This is a genomic window from Pseudomonas sp. PS02290, assembly GCF_029960075.1.
In the GTDB taxonomy this organism is placed as follows: domain Bacteria; phylum Pseudomonadota; class Gammaproteobacteria; order Pseudomonadales; family Pseudomonadaceae; genus Aquipseudomonas.
This window is the reverse complement of sequence record NZ_JASCOY010000009.1, coordinates 51,520-66,563: the sequence shown is the minus strand read 5'-3', so window position 1 is coordinate 66,563 and position 15,044 is coordinate 51,520. Positions and strand designations below refer to the sequence as shown.

The window sequence follows — 15,044 nt, the reverse complement described above, 5'->3', positions numbered from 1 at the left end:
AATAGCACAAATTTTGATCAAATCCGACGGCACAGGTCGGATTAGTGGTTAGCCCTGAACCGGCTACCTACTCATCATCATCAAAGTTGTAACTGCCCGGCGCGAGGTTTTCGAAGCGGGTGTACTTGCCGATGAACGCAAGCCGAATGAACCCGATCGGGCCGTTCCGCTGCTTGCCGATGATGATTTCAGCGATGCCCTTGTGTTCGGTCTCGGGGTGATACACCTCATCCCGGTACACGAACATGATGACGTCGGCGTCCTGCTCGATCGCTCCGGATTCCCGCAAGTCAGAGTTCACCGGGCGCTTGTTGGGACGTTGCTCGAGGGAGCGGTTCAGCTGGGACAGCGCGACCACCGGGCAATTGAATTCCTTGGCGAGCGCTTTGAGGGAACGGGAGATCTCGGAAATCTCGTTCGTCCGGTTATCCCCGCTCGAGCCCGGGATCTGCATCAGCTGCAGGTAGTCGATCATGATCAGGCCGATGTCGCCGTGCTCGCGGACAAGACGCCGCGTACGCGCACGCATCTCCGACGGGCTGATGCCAGCCGTGTCGTCGATGAACAGCTTGCGGTCGTTGAGCAGGTTGACCGCCGACGTCAGGCGCGGCCAGTCATCGTCATCCAGCTGACCGGAACGTACCTTGGTCTGGTCGATACGGCCTAGCGACGAAAGCATACGCATGATCAGCGATTCGCCTGGCATCTCTAGCGAGTAGACCAAAACCACCTTGTCGCTGCGCAGCACCGCGTTTTCCACAAGGTTCATCGCGAAGGTGGTCTTACCCATCGACGGACGGCCTGCGACGATGATCAGGTCAGACTGCTGCAAACCGCTGGTCTTTTCATCCAGGTCGGCGTAGCCCGTGGAAAGGCCAGTGATGCCGTCGCCGATATTGAACAGCGTATCGATGCGGTCAATCGCACGGGTCAGCAGGTCGTTGACGCTGACCGGGCCGCCGGTTTTGGGCCGCGCCTCGGCGATCTGAAAGATCTGCCGTTCGGCCTCGTCGAGAATCTCTTCAGCGGTACGCCCTTCCGGGTTGAACGCACTGTCGGCAATCTCGGTGCTGATGCCGATCAACTGGCGCAGCGTCGCGCGCTGACGAACGATCTGGGCGTAGGCCTTGATGTTCGCGACGGACGGAATGTTCTTCGCCAGTTCCGACAGGTAACCCAGGCCGCCGACCTGGGAGGTCTGGCCTTCCTTGTCGAGCTGCTCGGCCAGGGTGACGACGTCGATCGGTTGGTTCTGATCCGCCAGCTTGGCGATGGCGCGAAATATCAGACGGTGGTCATGACGATAGAAATCGCCATCCGACACCTGATCAAGCACGCGCTCCCAGGCGTTGTTGTCCAGCATCAAACCACCGAGCACGGCCTGTTCGGCCTCGATGGAATGCGGCGGCACCTTCAGGGCAGCGGTTTGCAGATCATATTGCTCGGGAGCGGAGATGTCGTTCATGGCCACACGGAAATCAGGGGGGTTGAATCAGGATACTCAGAAATGACAAAGGGCACGACCTGCGAACAGGAACGTGCCCAATGCTAACCGACCGAGGAGCGAGTCGTCAGTCGGTCAGACTTCTGCACCGAAGCGCAGAAACCATACTGCTTAAGCAGCTACAACAACAACGCGAACGGTAGCTTCAACATCGCTGTGCAGGTGCACGGCTACGTCGTATTCGCCAACGTTACGGATGGTGCCGTTCGGCAGACGAACTTCAGACTTGGCCACTTCAACGCCAGAGGCGGTCAGTGCGTCAGCGATGTCGTGAGTACCGATCGAACCGAACAGCTTGCCTTCGTCACCAGCGGTGGCAGTGATGGTCACTTCCAGCTCAGCCAGTTGGGCAGCACGAGTTTCAGCAGAAGCTTTCTTCTCGGCGGCAGCTTTTTCCAGCTCTGCACGACGCTCTTCAAACGCGGCCACGTTGGCAGCGGTTGCAGCGGTTGCTTTGCCGAAAGGCAGCAGGAAGTTACGACCGTAGCCAGCCTTAACGTTTACTTTATCGCCCAGGTTGCCCAGGTTGGCGACTTTTTCCAGCAGGATGAGTTCCATTTGGTAAAACCTCTTAACTTTAACCTTCACCGTTCGCAGAACCGTTATCGGCATCTTTCGACGCCAGACGGCCGCGAAAATCAATCAGGCTGTCGACAATGGCAATCACCACCAGCAACGGATAGATCAGCTGCATGAACAGCAACAGCGTGACGTACAACCCCACCAGCCAGAACCGTGTCAGGCGCTTTGCAGCCACCAGACCGTGAATCAGGGCCAGGCCCGCGAACATGAGCGGTACGCTGCACAACGGTGTCAGCATCGCCAGTTGAGGACCGAAGTTCGGCCCCACCAACATGCACACCAGCAGCACCAGCATCGGTGCCCGCGGGAGTTTGAGGCTGCGAAATTCGCGCCCGAAACCGCCCGGGTTATACAACAACGCCTGCCAGTACCGCCCAAGGATCAGGCATACCACGCTGACGATCTGCAACAACGCTGCAATCAGGCCGTTGAGGACGGGTGTAATCAGTGCCCCCAGACGCGCTCGCTCATCTACCGACATCTGCTGGTAGACATCACCAAAGACGTGGGGCAAGAGCTTTTGCAGCTCTCCCGCCATGGCTTCGATGGGCTCGCGAAACACCGCGCCCAGAACCACTGCATACAACAATCCAACCGCTACGCTGACCAGCAGCACGCGGACCCAGGACTCGCTGGCACGCAACACGGCGGCCAACCCCCAAGAACCCAGCAACACCATCAGGGTGCGGGGTTCACCGAAATACCACCAGACCAAAGCCGGCAGCAGAGCCCAGGCGAGGACGCCTAAGGCGTCACTCATCCCGCGTCGCAGGAGCACAAGGCAACCTGCGGCAGCACTCAACCAGAACAACAGCGGCAATGCCGCACATCCAACCACTACGAGAGTGGCCTGCATGCGGCCGCGCATGATGAATTCAGCCATGGCGCGCATGCGATCTATCCCTTACTGCGTTTGTCGACTACCTGGTCTCAGCGGCCGTGGCTGTCGGTGTAGGCCAACAGGGCCAGGAAGCGGGCGCGCTTGATAGCGGTAGCCAGCTGACGCTGATAACGAGCTTTGGTACCAGTAATGCGGCTAGGAACGATCTTGCCGGTTTCAGATACGTAGGCTTTCAGGGTGTTGAGATCTTTGTAATCGATCTCCTTCACATTTTCAGCTGTGAAGCGGCAGAATTTACGACGACGGAAGAAACGTGCCATGTAATGGGCTCCTCAAAAGGTCCGTGGATTACTCGTCAGCGTTATCGCTGTTGTCGCTGTCATCACCATCGGCGCCATCGGCGTCGGAGTGCTCAGGACGGTCGCGACGCTCACGGCGCTCACTGCGGTTTTCTTCAGCCTTGAGCATTTCGGACTGGCCAGTAACAGCTTCGTCGCGACGGATGACAAGGTTACGGATCACGGCATCGTTGTAACGGAAGTTGTCTTCCAGCTCGGCCAGAGCCTTGCCAGTGCACTCAACGTTCAGCATCACGTAGTGAGCCTTGTGAACATTGTTGATTGCGTAGGCCAGTTGACGACGGCCCCAATCTTCCAGACGGTGGATCTTGCCGCCGTCTTCTTCGATCAGCTTGGTGTAACGCTCTACCATGCCGCCGACTTGCTCGCTCTGGTCCGGGTGAACCAGAAAGATGATTTCGTAATGACGCATGAATGCTCCTTACGGGTTGTAGCCTGCCGCCAAAGCGGTCAGACAAGGAGTGAATAACACTGGTTTATCTTGCACAGGAACAGGCACATGAGCACCTGCCATGACAGCAAGGGACGCGATTGTAGAGAAGGGGTTGGAGGGGCGCAAGGAGATTGGTGAATATTTGAACAATGGCTTTGAGCTACAAGCTACAAGCTACAAGCCGGAGCGTGACTGGCTCGAGCTTGAGGCTTGCAGCTTGCAGCTTGCAGCTCGCTACTGACGACTACTTCTTGGCAGCCGAGCGCTGGCGCAGGGCTTCGAACAGGCAGACGCCTGTCGCGACCGAAACGTTGAGGCTGCTGACGCTACCCGCCATCGGCAGACGTACCAGATAATCGCAATGCTCGCGGGTCAGGCGGCGCATGCCTTTGCCTTCAGCCCCCATGATCAGGATGGTCGGGCCAGTCAGGTCCTGCTGATACAACTCTTGCTCGGCCTCACCTGCGGTACCGACAACCCACAGGCCGCGTTGCTGGAGTTTTTCCAGCGTGCGCGCCAGGTTGGTCACGGCCACGAGAGGAATGACCTCGGCCGCGCCGCACGCCACTTTCCGCACGGTCGGCGTCAAAGTCGCGGACTTGTCTTTCGGCACGATCACCGCCAGCGCACCGGCCGCATCGGCAGTCCGCAGGCAGGCGCCCAGGTTATGCGGATCGGTGACGCCATCCAGCACTAGGATCAGCGGCGGACCTTCGGTGCGGTCGAGCAGCTCGTCGAGCATCGCCTCGCCCCAGACCTGGCTCGGACTGACATCCGCCACCACGCCCTGGTGAACGCCCTCAACCCAGGCATCCATCTCGCGGCGCTCGGCCTGCCCCACCGACACGCGATTCTGCGCAGCGAGCTCGATGAGCACCTGAACCCGTGGATCGCTGCGCCCTTCAGCCAGCCAGATCTGCTTGACCCGCTTCGGGTGATGACGCAAAAGCGCCTCTACGGCATGAACACCGTAGATTTTTTCCAGCTGACTCATGACTTGGCCTTAGGTTTGCGAACACTGCCACTGCTTGCAGAAGAAGCCGAGCCCGATTTCGACGAACCCTTGCGGTGCTTGCTCGACTTACCGGAGGCGCCAGCGGAATCACTCGTCGACTTTCCCGACGATGCCTTGCTACCACCCTTGGCTTCAGTCAGCAGCGCTTTCTTCATTTCACGGCTTTTGCGCACTTCTGCGTTCTTGGCAGCCGCATCACTTGGCCGATAGGCCTCGGCAACAGGCTCTTTCGCGGTCCGGCGACCGGACTTGGAAGCAGACGACGATTCCTTGGAATCCTTGCCCTTCTCTGCCGCGGCAGGCTCGGACGTCCGACGTTTGCGGCCGATCGGTGCGCTGGTGGTCTTCTCGGACATTTCGAAATCGATCTTGCGCTCGTCAAGATCAACACGCATGACGCGCACTTCAACGGTGTCGCCCAGGCGGAAGCTGCGGCCTGTGCGCTCGCCGGCCAGACGATGGTGGACCGGATCGAAGTGGTAGTAATCACCCGGCAATGCGGTGACGTGAACCAGGCCTTCGACATAGATATCGGTCAGCTCGACGAACAGACCAAAGCCGGTCACAGCCGTGATCACGCCCGGGAACGACTCGCCAACGCGGTCTTTCATGAACTCGCATTTCAGCCAGTTCGTGACGTCGCGGGTGGCCTCATCGGCACGGCGCTCGCTCATCGAGCACTGCTCGCCCAACTGCTCAAGCATCGCTTCGTCGTACGGGTAGATGCGCGCTTTCGGAATGACGGGAGCACCGGCACGACGAACGTGCGGCGTTTCCTGCTTGGAGCGGATCACGCTGCGGATCGCCCGGTGAGTCAGCAAGTCCGGGTAGCGACGAATCGGCGAGGTGAAGTGGGTATACGCTTCGTAATTCAGGCCGAAGTGGCCATGGTTATCAGAGCTGTACACCGCCTGACTCAACGAGCGCAGCATGACAGTCTGGATCAGGTGGTAATCCGGACGGTCCTTGATGGTTTCGAGCAGCGCCTGATAATCCTTCGGCGTCGGGCCGTCTTTGCCCTTGTGCAGGGAAAGACCCAGCTCGCCGAGGAAGGCACGCAGCTTTTCCAGACGCTCGGGCGGCGGACCGTCGTGGACGCGATACAGCGCAGGGATCTCGTGTTTCTTGAGAAACGCTGCAGTCGCTACGTTGGCCGCAAGCATGCACTCTTCAATCAGCTTGTGCGCATCGTTGCGAGTGGTCGGGCGGATCTCGGCGATTTTGCGCTCGGTCCCGAAAATGATCCGGGTTTCCTGGGTTTCAAAATCGATGGCACCGCGAACGTGCCGGGCGCCCAACAGCACTTTGTACAGTGCATAAAGCTGCTTCAGGTGCGGCACGACATCGCCATATTGCTCGCGTAGCTGCTTGGCTTCGGCGGCTTTTGGATGCTCCAGCATCGAGCTGACCTTGTTGTAGGTCAGACGCGCATGGGAGTGGATCACGGCTTCGTAGAAAACGTAGTCAGTCATCTCGCCGGTTTTGGAGATGGTCATCTCGCAAACCATTGCCAGACGATCAACCAGCGGATTCAGCGAGCACAGGCCGTTGGACAGCTGCTCAGGGAGCATCGGGATCACGCGCTCGGGGAAATACACCGAGTTGCCGCGCACCTGAGACTCAGCGTCGAGCGCCGAGCCAAGCTTCACATAGCTCGATACGTCGGCGATCGCCACGTAGAGCTTCCAGCCGCCGGAGAACAGGCGCAGCTTGCCGGGCTTGGCTTCGCAGAAAACGGCATCGTCGAAGTCGCGGGCATCTTCACCGTCGATGGTCACGAACGGAAGGTGACGCAGATCGACGCGGTTTTCCTTGTCCTTCTCTTCCACTTCTGGCTTGAGCTTGGCGGCTTCTTTCAGCACAGCCTCAGGCCAGACGTGAGGGATGTCGTAGGTACGCAGCGCGACATCGATCTCCATGCCGGGCGCCATGTAATTGCCCACCACCTCAACCACGTCACCTTGGGGCTGGAAGCGCGGTGTCGGCCAGTGGGTGATTTTCACCTCGACGAACTGACCGATCTTGGCGCCGTTGTTACGGCCTGGGGTAATCAGCACTTCTTGCTGGATTTTTGGGTTGTCCGGCTGGACGAAACCGATGCCGCTTTCTTCGAAGTAGCGACCCACCACGGTTTCGTGTGCACGGGAAATGACTTCGACGATCACGCCTTCCCGGCGACCGCGACGGTCCAGACCCGAGACGCGCGCGAGTGCACGGTCGCCATCGAACACCAGACGCATTTGCGCAGGGCTCATGAACAGGTCGTCGGAGCCGTCATCTGGCACCAGGAAGCCGAAGCCGTCACGGTGACCGCTGATGCGGCCCAGAATGAGGTCCAGCTTGTCGACCGGCGCGTACGTGCCGCGGCGGGTGTAAATCAGTTGCGCATCGCGCTCCATGGCGCGGAGCCGACGCCGCAAGGCCTCGATCTGATCTTCAGTCGTGAGGCCAAACTCTTCCACCAACTGCTCACGGGCGGCGGGCGAACCGCGCTCGGAAAGGTGCGCCAGAATCAGCTCACGGCTAGGGATGGGGTTTTCGTATTTTTCCGCTTCACGAGCGGCCTCGGGATCGAGGGACTGCCAATCGGCCATTAGAATGAGTTCACCTTATCTGGATGTAATTAGTTTGGCATATACCAGATTGAAACGCGAAGACAGCATTTGCTGGGACTTTTCGCTATTTCAAATTATTTTTGCACGGGGGCTTTACAGCCTTCAATCTCCTCCGTAAGATGCGCCCCACAACGACGGCACTGCCAAGTTGTAGTTGAAATCAAACGAAATATCGAATGAAATCAACGAACTGCCCAGATGGTGAAATTGGTAGACACGCCAGCTTCAGGTGCTGGTGACCGCAAGGTCGTGGAAGTTCGAGTCTTCTTCTGGGCACCATTTCAACGAAACCGAGCTTAGGCTCGGTTTTGTGCATTTTGCGGTTTGAAAAGTCAAGCCTGGCAAAACTGCCCTCAGCGTAGATCACTTCTCCCTGCCCTGTCCCACGCGGCAAATGAATCGCTCAACCGCCTCCCGAAGAAATTCAAAAATTCAGTTGCACTCCCACGAAAAATCTAATTAAATCAGCGCCATGCCCAGATGGTGAAATTGGTAGACACGCCAGCTTCAGGTGCTGGTGACCGCAAGGTCGTGGAAGTTCGAGTCTTCTTCTGGGCACCAAACAAACAAAACCGAGCCAAGTGCTCGGTTTTGTGCTTTCTGGGGGGCTGCAATACCCCCGTCCGTACAGGCGACTACGCCCGGAACTGCCCAAGACTCGCCTTGAGCTGAGCAGCAAGCCTGTCCAGCGTCTTGCCGCTGGCGGTTGTTTCCACCACGGCCTGCGCAGCCTTCTCGGCTTGAGCGTGAATGACTTCTACGCGCCCGCGTACTGCTTGCGCGCCTTGAGCCTGATGCTCTGCCGCACGGGTCGCTAAACCAATCGCCGCATGAACCTGTTCGACAGACAACTGCACCGACTGCTGTAGCCGCGCGCTGTCCTTCAATACCGCCAAGCCTTCTTTGGCCTGACGCCCGGCCAGACCAATCGTTGCCACTGCTTCGCGCGCCCCGGATTGCAGCTTGGCGATGTGCTCCTGAATATCGCCCGTTGAGCTTTGCGTCTTGCTCGCCAACGCGCGCACTTCATCGGCGACAACGGCGAAACCTCGACCGGTCTCGCCCGCACGCGCTGCCTCAATGGCCGCGTTGAGGGCAAGCAGGTTGGTTTGCTCGGCGATGCCATGGATCACTTCCAGCACCACTTCAATCTGCTGGCTTTGCTGCGCCAGCCGCTCGATGACCTGGGAGCCGGTCTCCACCTGCCCGGCCAGCGCCTCAATCAGGCTGCCCACCTGATTGGAGGTGCGTGTGTTTTCATCGGTCGCCTGACGAATGTCCACCACCTGCCGCAATGCTGCCTGCATCGCCTGGCTCTCGGCCTGCGCCTCGTCAGCCATCTGCGCCAGCGCTTGAAGGCTGGCAGCCACTTCATCACGCTGCAACTCGGCGGCAGCGCCGGCGCCCGCATTGCGTTTGCTCATGGCGCCGATCTCAACCCCCGTCTGTTGCGCCACATCGCCCGCCTCTCGAACGATCGGCTGCAATTTGTCGACGAAGCGGTTCACCGCCGCAGCCATATCGCCTATCTCATCGTTGCTGTTGAGTTTGACGCGCTTGGTCAGATCGCCTTCGCCTGCTGCCAGATCATCCAGCGCACGATTGAGCAGCTGCAAGCGCAACACGACGCGGCGCCCCAGCACGATGGCCAACACCACCAGCACACCGAGTCCCACCAGAGACAGCCCGACGCCGATTCTCCAGCGCAACGTGGACGCAGCCTCCTGTACAGCGGAACTGGTATTGGCTGCCATCGCAGTGGCCGACGATTGCGCCGTTTGCAGACGCGAGCGCAATGCGGCAGAACTCTCGGCCGCAGCGCCGCCCAGACTTTCCGAAACCAGTTGATCACCGCTGCCGATCAACGCGACGAAGCGTTTGTCCAACGCCGCCAGATTCTCTTCCACCGACGTGGTCGATACGCCCATGCGTACTTTGCCGATTTCCACACCGTTGGGGCTGATCGAAGCCTCGACGTAATAAACCGAAGGATCCTTCTGCGCCGCATTCAGGACCTTGTCCATGGCACGCTCGCCCTCGCCTTTCGCCAGCAGGGCCTTGATCGATTCGTTCTCACGATTCAGATAACGCGTCAGGTGCTCACCTTGAGCATCGTCGTAGACCACAAAAAGCACGTTCGGATTGCGTTGCGCACGGCGCGCGAACTCTGACAGCGTCGGCGTATCGCCATCCCACATCGCCCGTGGCGCGACAGCAGCCAGCAGCTCGGCCATGTCCGTCGCTGAATCCCGCAGGTCTTTCTCCAGCGTCGCACGCAGTTGCTTCTGTTCGTCTTTCAGACGCGTCGACAGGCCCGCGCTCAGGCGCTGACGTGTATTTTGCGAAAGACTGTCCAGACTGGACGTTACGTCGCCGCTTGCCTGTTCCAGTTCGTCGGCCAAGTGTTGCGAATCTACACTCAGCCGCGCCGCCAGTTCAGCTTCGAGCGCAGTAACGGTGCTCCGAGTGAGGGCGACGGCAACCAGCACCTGCACCACAAGGGCAATACCAAGAGCAATGAATACGGGTCGCAGCAAGCGACTGCGTAGAAGAGAAGTAACAGCCGACACAGGAAATCCCCCACAACACACGCCATTAAAATGATGGCATCGCGTAATACGTGGAATCACAGCAAGGGTCGTGCCGCAGTGGCGGGATTGAATGGAGGTGCAAGCCGACGGACAAAACAAAGGGCCGCCGAAGCGACCCTTTGTTTGTGTTTCAACGACTTATCAATCGAACGGGTGACGCAGAACGATCGTCTCGTTGCGATCAGGGCCCGTCGAAATAATGTCGATCGGTGCGCCAACCAGTTCTTCAAGGCGCTTGATGTAAGCGCGAGCGTTGGCAGGCAGCTCTTCCAGGGTCTTGGCACCCAGGGTCGACTCGGACCAGCCCGGCACTTCTTCGTACACCGGCTCCAGGCCGATGTAGCTGTCAGCGTCGGTCGGGGCGTCGATCACTGCACCGTTCTCGTTCTTGTAGCCCACGCAGATGTTGATGGTCTCGAGACCGTCAAGCACGTCCAGCTTGGTCAGGCAGATGCCCGAGATGCTGTTGACGTCGATGGCGCGACGCAGGATAACGGCGTCGAACCAGCCACAGCGGCGGGCACGGCCGGTGGTTGCACCGAACTCGTGGCCACGCTTGGCCAGAAATGCGCCGACGTCGTCGAACAGCTCCGTCGGGAACGGACCCGAACCCACGCGAGTGGTGTAGGCCTTGGTGATGCCCAGGATGTAATCCAGGTACATCGGACCCATGCCCGAACCGGTGGCGATGCCGCCGGCAGTGGTGTTCGAGCTGGTGACGTACGGGTAGGTACCGTGGTCGATGTCCAGCAACGAACCCTGGGCACCTTCGAACATGATGTCTTTGCCGGCGCGACGCATTTCGTGCAGCGTGGCGGTCACGTCGAGCATCATCGGCTTGAGCAGCTCGGCGTATTCCATGCACTCGTCGAGTGTCTTCTGGAAGTCGATGGCCGGCTCTTTGTAGTAATTCACCAGAACGAAGTTGTGGTAATCCAGCAGCTCGCCCAGCTTGGCGGCGAAGCGTTCGCGGTGGAACAGATCACCAATGCGCAGGCCACGACGCGCAACCTTGTCTTCGTAAGCCGGGCCGATGCCACGACCGGTCGTGCCGATCTTGTGCTCGCCACGGGCTTTTTCACGGGCCTGATCAAGGGCCACGTGATAGGACAGGATCAGCGGGCAGGACGGGCTGATGCGCAGACGCTCGCGCACCGGAATGCCCTTCTCTTCCAGCTTGGTGATTTCGCGCATGAGTGCATCAGGCGCAACAACCACACCGTTGCCGATCAGGCACTGCACGCCTTCGCGCAGAACGCCGGACGGAATCAGGTGCAGGACGGTTTTTTCGCCGTCGATCACTAGCGTGTGGCCAGCGTTGTGGCCGCCTTGATAGCGCACTACCGCGGTTGCATGTTCGGTCAGCAGATCAACGATCTTGCCTTTGCCCTCATCACCCCATTGGGTGCCCAGGACTACGACATTCTTACCCATAACACTTGTCCTCATTCGCGCAAACTTGGTGCCGGCAGCGGCCGGCGGGGAAACTCAAGAGGCCAGCGGCATTACCTGCCAACGCTCGCCCTGCTGAATCAATTGCCGATCGCAGTCGGCGTCTTGCGCCGCTGAAACCGGTTGGCCTGGCAAGGCCTGAACCACACGCTGACCTTCTGCGCGCAGCTGACAGACCTTCTGCCACAGCACCGCATCAGTGCTGTCCGGCATCCAGATACCGCCTGACGGTAGCTTGATCTGCGCCTGACCGCGTGTGACCAGGGTTTTCAAATCGGTGGAAAAACCCGTTGCCGGGCGCGCACGACCGAAGTCGGCACCAATGTCATCGTACCGACCGCCTTGAGCGATCGACTGGCCAACACCCGGGACGAACACCGCAAACACCACACCGGTGTGGTAGTGGTAGCCGCGCAATTCGCCGAGGTCAAAATACAACGGTAGCTCAGGAAACCGGGCCGACAGACGTTCGGCGATTTCCTGCAGATCATCCAGCGCTTCGATGACCGGCGCCGGCGCATTCGCCAGACGGTCGCGAGCCTGCGCCAACACGCTACGGTCGCCACACAGATCCACCAGCGCGCGCAGCATGCTGGCCAGATCCGCCGACAGACCTTCGGTCAACGCAATGACCTCGTCGATGGCTTTGCGCTGAAGTGCATCAAACAGCTGTTGCTCGACTTCGCCGGACAACCCGGCAGCGCGGGCAAGGCCGCGGTAAATCCCGACGTGGCCCAGGTCCATATGGACGTCCGGCACGTCAGCCAGTTGCAGCATCGCCAACATGAGGCTGATGACTTCGACGTCGCTGCTCGGGCTCGCATCGCCGTACAACTCGGCACCCAGCTGGATCGGACTGCGCGAGGACGACAACGCACGCGGCTGGGCATGCAGCACGCTGCCTGCGTAGCAGAGACGGCTCGGGCCTTCACGGCGCAATGTATGCGCGTCGATGCGGGCGACCTGCGGCGTGATGTCCGCGCGGAACCCCATCTGCCGACCCGATTGCGGGTCGACGACTTTAAAGGTGCGCAGATCCAGATCCTGGCCTGCACCGGTGAGCAGCGATTCGAGGTATTCGATGTGCGGGGTGACGACAAACTCGTAGCCCCAGCTCTGAAACAGATCCAGCACCTGACGACGCGCGACTTCAATACGCGCAGCTTCCGGCGGCAGTACTTCTTCGATGCCATCCGGCAGCAGCCAGCGGTCAACCGTTGTCATTACGCCTTTCCCCTATGATCCGGGCGGCCGGCCCTTGGGCAAGCCTTGAGTGAAGCAGACAGCATTCTGCGGACGCAGGGCAAGGAAACCTCCCCTGCCTGATGCGCCGCAATAGCGTGAACACTGTCCTCGAAAAAACTGCCGCGCACGGAACACGCCACGGCCAATCAATCGTGCAGACGCAAAAAAGCCGGGAATTTCCCGGCTGCCGCATCATACACACGTTTTGTCGCGCGATCACCCCGACGGGCAGTTTTGCCGCCCGGCGGAGTGATCAAGTGCTGATGCGATTACGGCTTGGACTTTTGCAGATAGCGGAAAAACTCGCTGCCTGGGTCAAGCACCATCACGTCGCTTTTGTTGGCGAAGCTTTCACGGTAGGCGCGAAGGCTACGGTAGAACGCGTAGAACTCCTGATCCTGACCGTAGGCCTTGGAGTAGATCGCGGACGCTTGAGCATCACCATCACCGCGCGCCTCTTCGGACTCGCGATACGCTTCAGCCAACAGAACGCGGCGCTGACGATCGGCGTCGGCACGAATGCCTTCAGCCAGTTCGTTACCCTTGGCGCGATGCTCGCGGGCTTCACGCTCACGCTCGGTGCTCATGCGCTCGAACACGCTGCGATTCACTTCCTTCGGCAGATCGATAGCCTTGACCCGGACATCGACCACTTCGATGCCCAGCTCTTTGCCGGCCATGGTGTTGAGCGACGCAGTGATGTCAGCCATCAGCGCGTCACGCTCACCCGAGACCACCTCGTGCAGGGTGCGCTTACCGAACTGGTCGCGCAGACCGGACTCGAGACGACGGGAAAGGCGCTCATCGGCGATCTGCTTCAGGCCGGATGTCGCGGTGTAGAAACGCTCAGCGTCCTTCACACGCCACTTGGCATAGGCATCAACCATTACGGCTTTCTTTTCCAGCGTCAGGAAACGCTGAGTCGGCGCATCGAGAGTCATCAAGCGACCATCGAACTTGCGCACCTGATTCACGTAAGGAATCTTCACATGCAGACCTGGCGAAACATCCGCCTGAACCACGCGACCGAACTGCAGGAGCACCGCGCGCTCGGTCTGAGCGACGATGTAGAAGCTGTTCCATGCGACCACGGCCAACACGACGCAGACAATCAGGGCAACCAGAGATTTATTGCTCATCAGCGAGTCTCCCTAGTGCGCGTGTCACGCTGCTGTTGCATGTCCGCTGCCCGTGAGCCCGGGTCTGCCGGTGCAGCAGCGGCGCCGCCGGCGGTAGACGAATTGGAACCGTTACGGCTGCTATCGATCATTTTGTCCAACGGCAGGTAAAGCAGGTTGTTCTGACCTTTGTCGCCGGTCACGAGTACCTTGCTGGTGTTGCTGAAGACTTCCTGCATGGTGTCCAGATACAGACGCTCACGCGTGACTTCCGGTGCCTTGCGGTACTCGGCGACCAGCTTGGTAAAGCGATCCGCCTCACCCTTGGCTCGAGAGACCACTTCATCGCGATAACCGTTGGCGTCTTCGACGATACGCTGAGCCTGACCACGCGCCTCCGGAATCACACCGTTTGCGTAGGTTTCAGCCTGGTTGCGTGAGCGTTGCTCGTCTTCACGGGCGCGGATCACGTCATCGAACGCTTCCTGGACTTCGCGCGGCGCCGCAGCGCTCTGCACGTTGACCTGAGTCACGGTGATGCCGGTGCGATAGGTATCGAGGAAGCGCTGCAGCCGCTCCTTGATTTCGCTGGCCATCAACTCACGACCTTCAGTCAGCACCTGATCCATGGCGGTCGAACCGACGACATGACGCAAGGCACTTTCGGTCGCATGCTGCAGGCTGACTTCAGGCTGATCAACGTTCAGCACGAAATCCTGCAGATTGGTGACTTTGTACTGCACAGTCAGTGGCACTTCGACGATGTTCTCGTCTTCGGTGAGCATCTGGCCCTGCTTGCTGTACGCACGTTCGCGCGTCACGTTTTCGAGGTACTTGCGATCGAACGGCGGGAAATAGATGTTCAGACCCGGCCCGACGGTTTCGTAGTACTTGCCGAAGCGCAGCACAACGGCCTGCTCCTGCTCGTCGACCACATAGATTGCGTTGTACAGCCAGATGGCGAGCAGCACGACCAGACCGATGCCGAGCAGGCCAAGGCCACCGCCCTTGCTCGATCCACCGCCGCTGCCGCCGCCATCGCCACTGCGTTTCTTGCCACCACCGAACAACCCATTCAGGCTTTCCTGCAGCTTACGGAAGGCCTCGTCGAGATCCGGTGGCCCCTTGCGGTCGCCGCCCTTGCGCTTACCACCCCAAGGATCCTGATTATTCGAGTTGCCACCCGGCTCATTCCAAGCCATAGCGCTCTCCATCTGATAAAGCAAAGACGCGCCCGCGGCGCGCCGACCAATGCTACAGAATGCCCGTCAAAGCGGTACAACCGCTTT

The 15,044-nt window shown here is 59.6% G+C and carries 13 protein-coding genes and 2 tRNA genes; 3 read left to right on the top strand and 12 right to left on the bottom strand.

All coding sequences use genetic code 11. The features are described from left to right. Positions 1 to 67: 67 nt before the first annotated feature. The 5 genes from dnaB to rpsF all read right to left on the bottom strand — a co-directional run bounded on the left by dnaB (position 68) and on the right by rpsF (position 3,698). The gene (dnaB, locus tag QMX88_RS07215; RefSeq protein WP_065987793.1) at positions 68 to 1,465 is read right to left on the bottom strand and encodes a replicative DNA helicase; all 1,398 of its coding nucleotides are present in this window, start codon (positions 1,463 to 1,465) and stop codon (positions 68 to 70) included. A 150-nt stretch (positions 1,466 to 1,615) separates the two neighbouring features. After that, positions 1,616 to 2,062, bottom strand: coding sequence for a 50S ribosomal protein L9 (gene rplI / locus QMX88_RS07210; protein ID WP_122533812.1), 447 nt, complete (start codon positions 2,060 to 2,062; stop codon positions 1,616 to 1,618). Between the two features lie 19 nt (positions 2,063 to 2,081). Next, the gene (locus QMX88_RS07205; protein ID WP_282367762.1) at positions 2,082 to 2,978 is read right to left on the bottom strand and encodes a hypothetical protein; all 897 of its coding nucleotides are present in this window, start codon (positions 2,976 to 2,978) and stop codon (positions 2,082 to 2,084) included. 38 nt (positions 2,979 to 3,016) lie between these two features. Beyond that, on the bottom strand, positions 3,017 to 3,247 hold the full coding sequence (gene rpsR / locus QMX88_RS07200; protein ID WP_037015707.1) for a 30S ribosomal protein S18: 231 nt from the start codon (positions 3,245 to 3,247) through the stop codon (positions 3,017 to 3,019). Positions 3,248 to 3,275: 28 nt separating this feature from the next. Next, positions 3,276 to 3,698, bottom strand: a complete 423-nt coding sequence (gene rpsF / locus QMX88_RS07195) for a 30S ribosomal protein S6 (protein ID WP_065987796.1) — start codon at positions 3,696 to 3,698, stop codon at positions 3,276 to 3,278. Positions 3,699 to 3,798: 100 nt separating this feature from the next. On the opposite strand from rpsF, the gene QMX88_RS07190 reads away from it, so the two are divergent. Beyond that, a complete protein-coding gene (locus tag QMX88_RS07190; RefSeq protein ID WP_282367752.1) occupies positions 3,799 to 3,960 on the top strand; it encodes a hypothetical protein in 162 nt (53 codons plus the stop codon). Positions 3,961 to 3,963: 3 nt separating this feature from the next. Here QMX88_RS07190 and rlmB read toward each other — a convergent pair whose 3' ends face one another. Together rlmB and rnr are read right to left on the bottom strand one after the other, a co-directional pair. Beyond that, the gene (gene rlmB / locus QMX88_RS07185; protein ID WP_282367750.1) at positions 3,964 to 4,713 is read right to left on the bottom strand and encodes a 23S rRNA (guanosine(2251)-2'-O)-methyltransferase RlmB; all 750 of its coding nucleotides are present in this window, start codon (positions 4,711 to 4,713) and stop codon (positions 3,964 to 3,966) included. Then, positions 4,710 to 7,328 carry a ribonuclease R gene (gene rnr / locus QMX88_RS07180; RefSeq protein ID WP_282367748.1) on the bottom strand — a complete coding sequence of 873 codons (2,619 nt, stop codon included), beginning with the start codon at positions 7,326 to 7,328 and terminating at the stop codon, positions 4,710 to 4,712. Before rnr ends, rlmB begins: the two co-directional genes overlap by 4 nt. 213 nt (positions 7,329 to 7,541) lie before the next feature. Between rnr and QMX88_RS07175 the strand changes: the two genes are divergently transcribed. Together QMX88_RS07175 and QMX88_RS07170 are read left to right on the top strand one after the other, a co-directional pair. Then, positions 7,542 to 7,628 (top strand) — tRNA-Leu (locus QMX88_RS07175). A gap of 195 nt (positions 7,629 to 7,823) precedes the next feature. Next, a tRNA-Leu gene (locus tag QMX88_RS07170) sits at positions 7,824 to 7,910 on the top strand. A 74-nt stretch (positions 7,911 to 7,984) separates the two neighbouring features. On the opposite strand, the gene QMX88_RS07165 is transcribed toward QMX88_RS07170, so the two are convergent. The 5 genes from QMX88_RS07165 to hflK all read right to left on the bottom strand — a co-directional run bounded on the left by QMX88_RS07165 (position 7,985) and on the right by hflK (position 14,957). After that, a complete protein-coding gene (locus QMX88_RS07165) occupies positions 7,985 to 9,919 on the bottom strand; it encodes a methyl-accepting chemotaxis protein (RefSeq protein WP_282367746.1) in 1,935 nt (644 codons plus the stop codon). A gap of 162 nt (positions 9,920 to 10,081) precedes the next feature. Then, positions 10,082 to 11,374 (bottom strand): adenylosuccinate synthase, encoded by a 1,293-nt coding sequence (locus QMX88_RS07160; RefSeq protein WP_122533816.1) that lies wholly within the window; start codon positions 11,372 to 11,374, stop codon positions 10,082 to 10,084. Positions 11,375 to 11,428: 54 nt separating this feature from the next. After that, positions 11,429 to 12,616: an ATP phosphoribosyltransferase regulatory subunit gene (locus tag QMX88_RS07155; protein ID WP_282367743.1), complete on the bottom strand. Its 1,188-nt coding sequence runs from the start codon at positions 12,614 to 12,616 to the stop codon at positions 11,429 to 11,431. 290 nt (positions 12,617 to 12,906) lie between these two features. Continuing rightward, positions 12,907 to 13,776, bottom strand: a complete 870-nt coding sequence (hflC, locus tag QMX88_RS07150) for a protease modulator HflC (RefSeq protein WP_122533818.1) — start codon at positions 13,774 to 13,776, stop codon at positions 12,907 to 12,909. After that, the gene (gene hflK / locus QMX88_RS07145) at positions 13,776 to 14,957 is read right to left on the bottom strand and encodes an FtsH protease activity modulator HflK (protein ID WP_282367739.1); all 1,182 of its coding nucleotides are present in this window, start codon (positions 14,955 to 14,957) and stop codon (positions 13,776 to 13,778) included. The genes hflC and hflK overlap by 1 nt, the downstream gene beginning before the upstream one ends. Positions 14,958 to 15,044 lie beyond the last annotated feature (87 nt).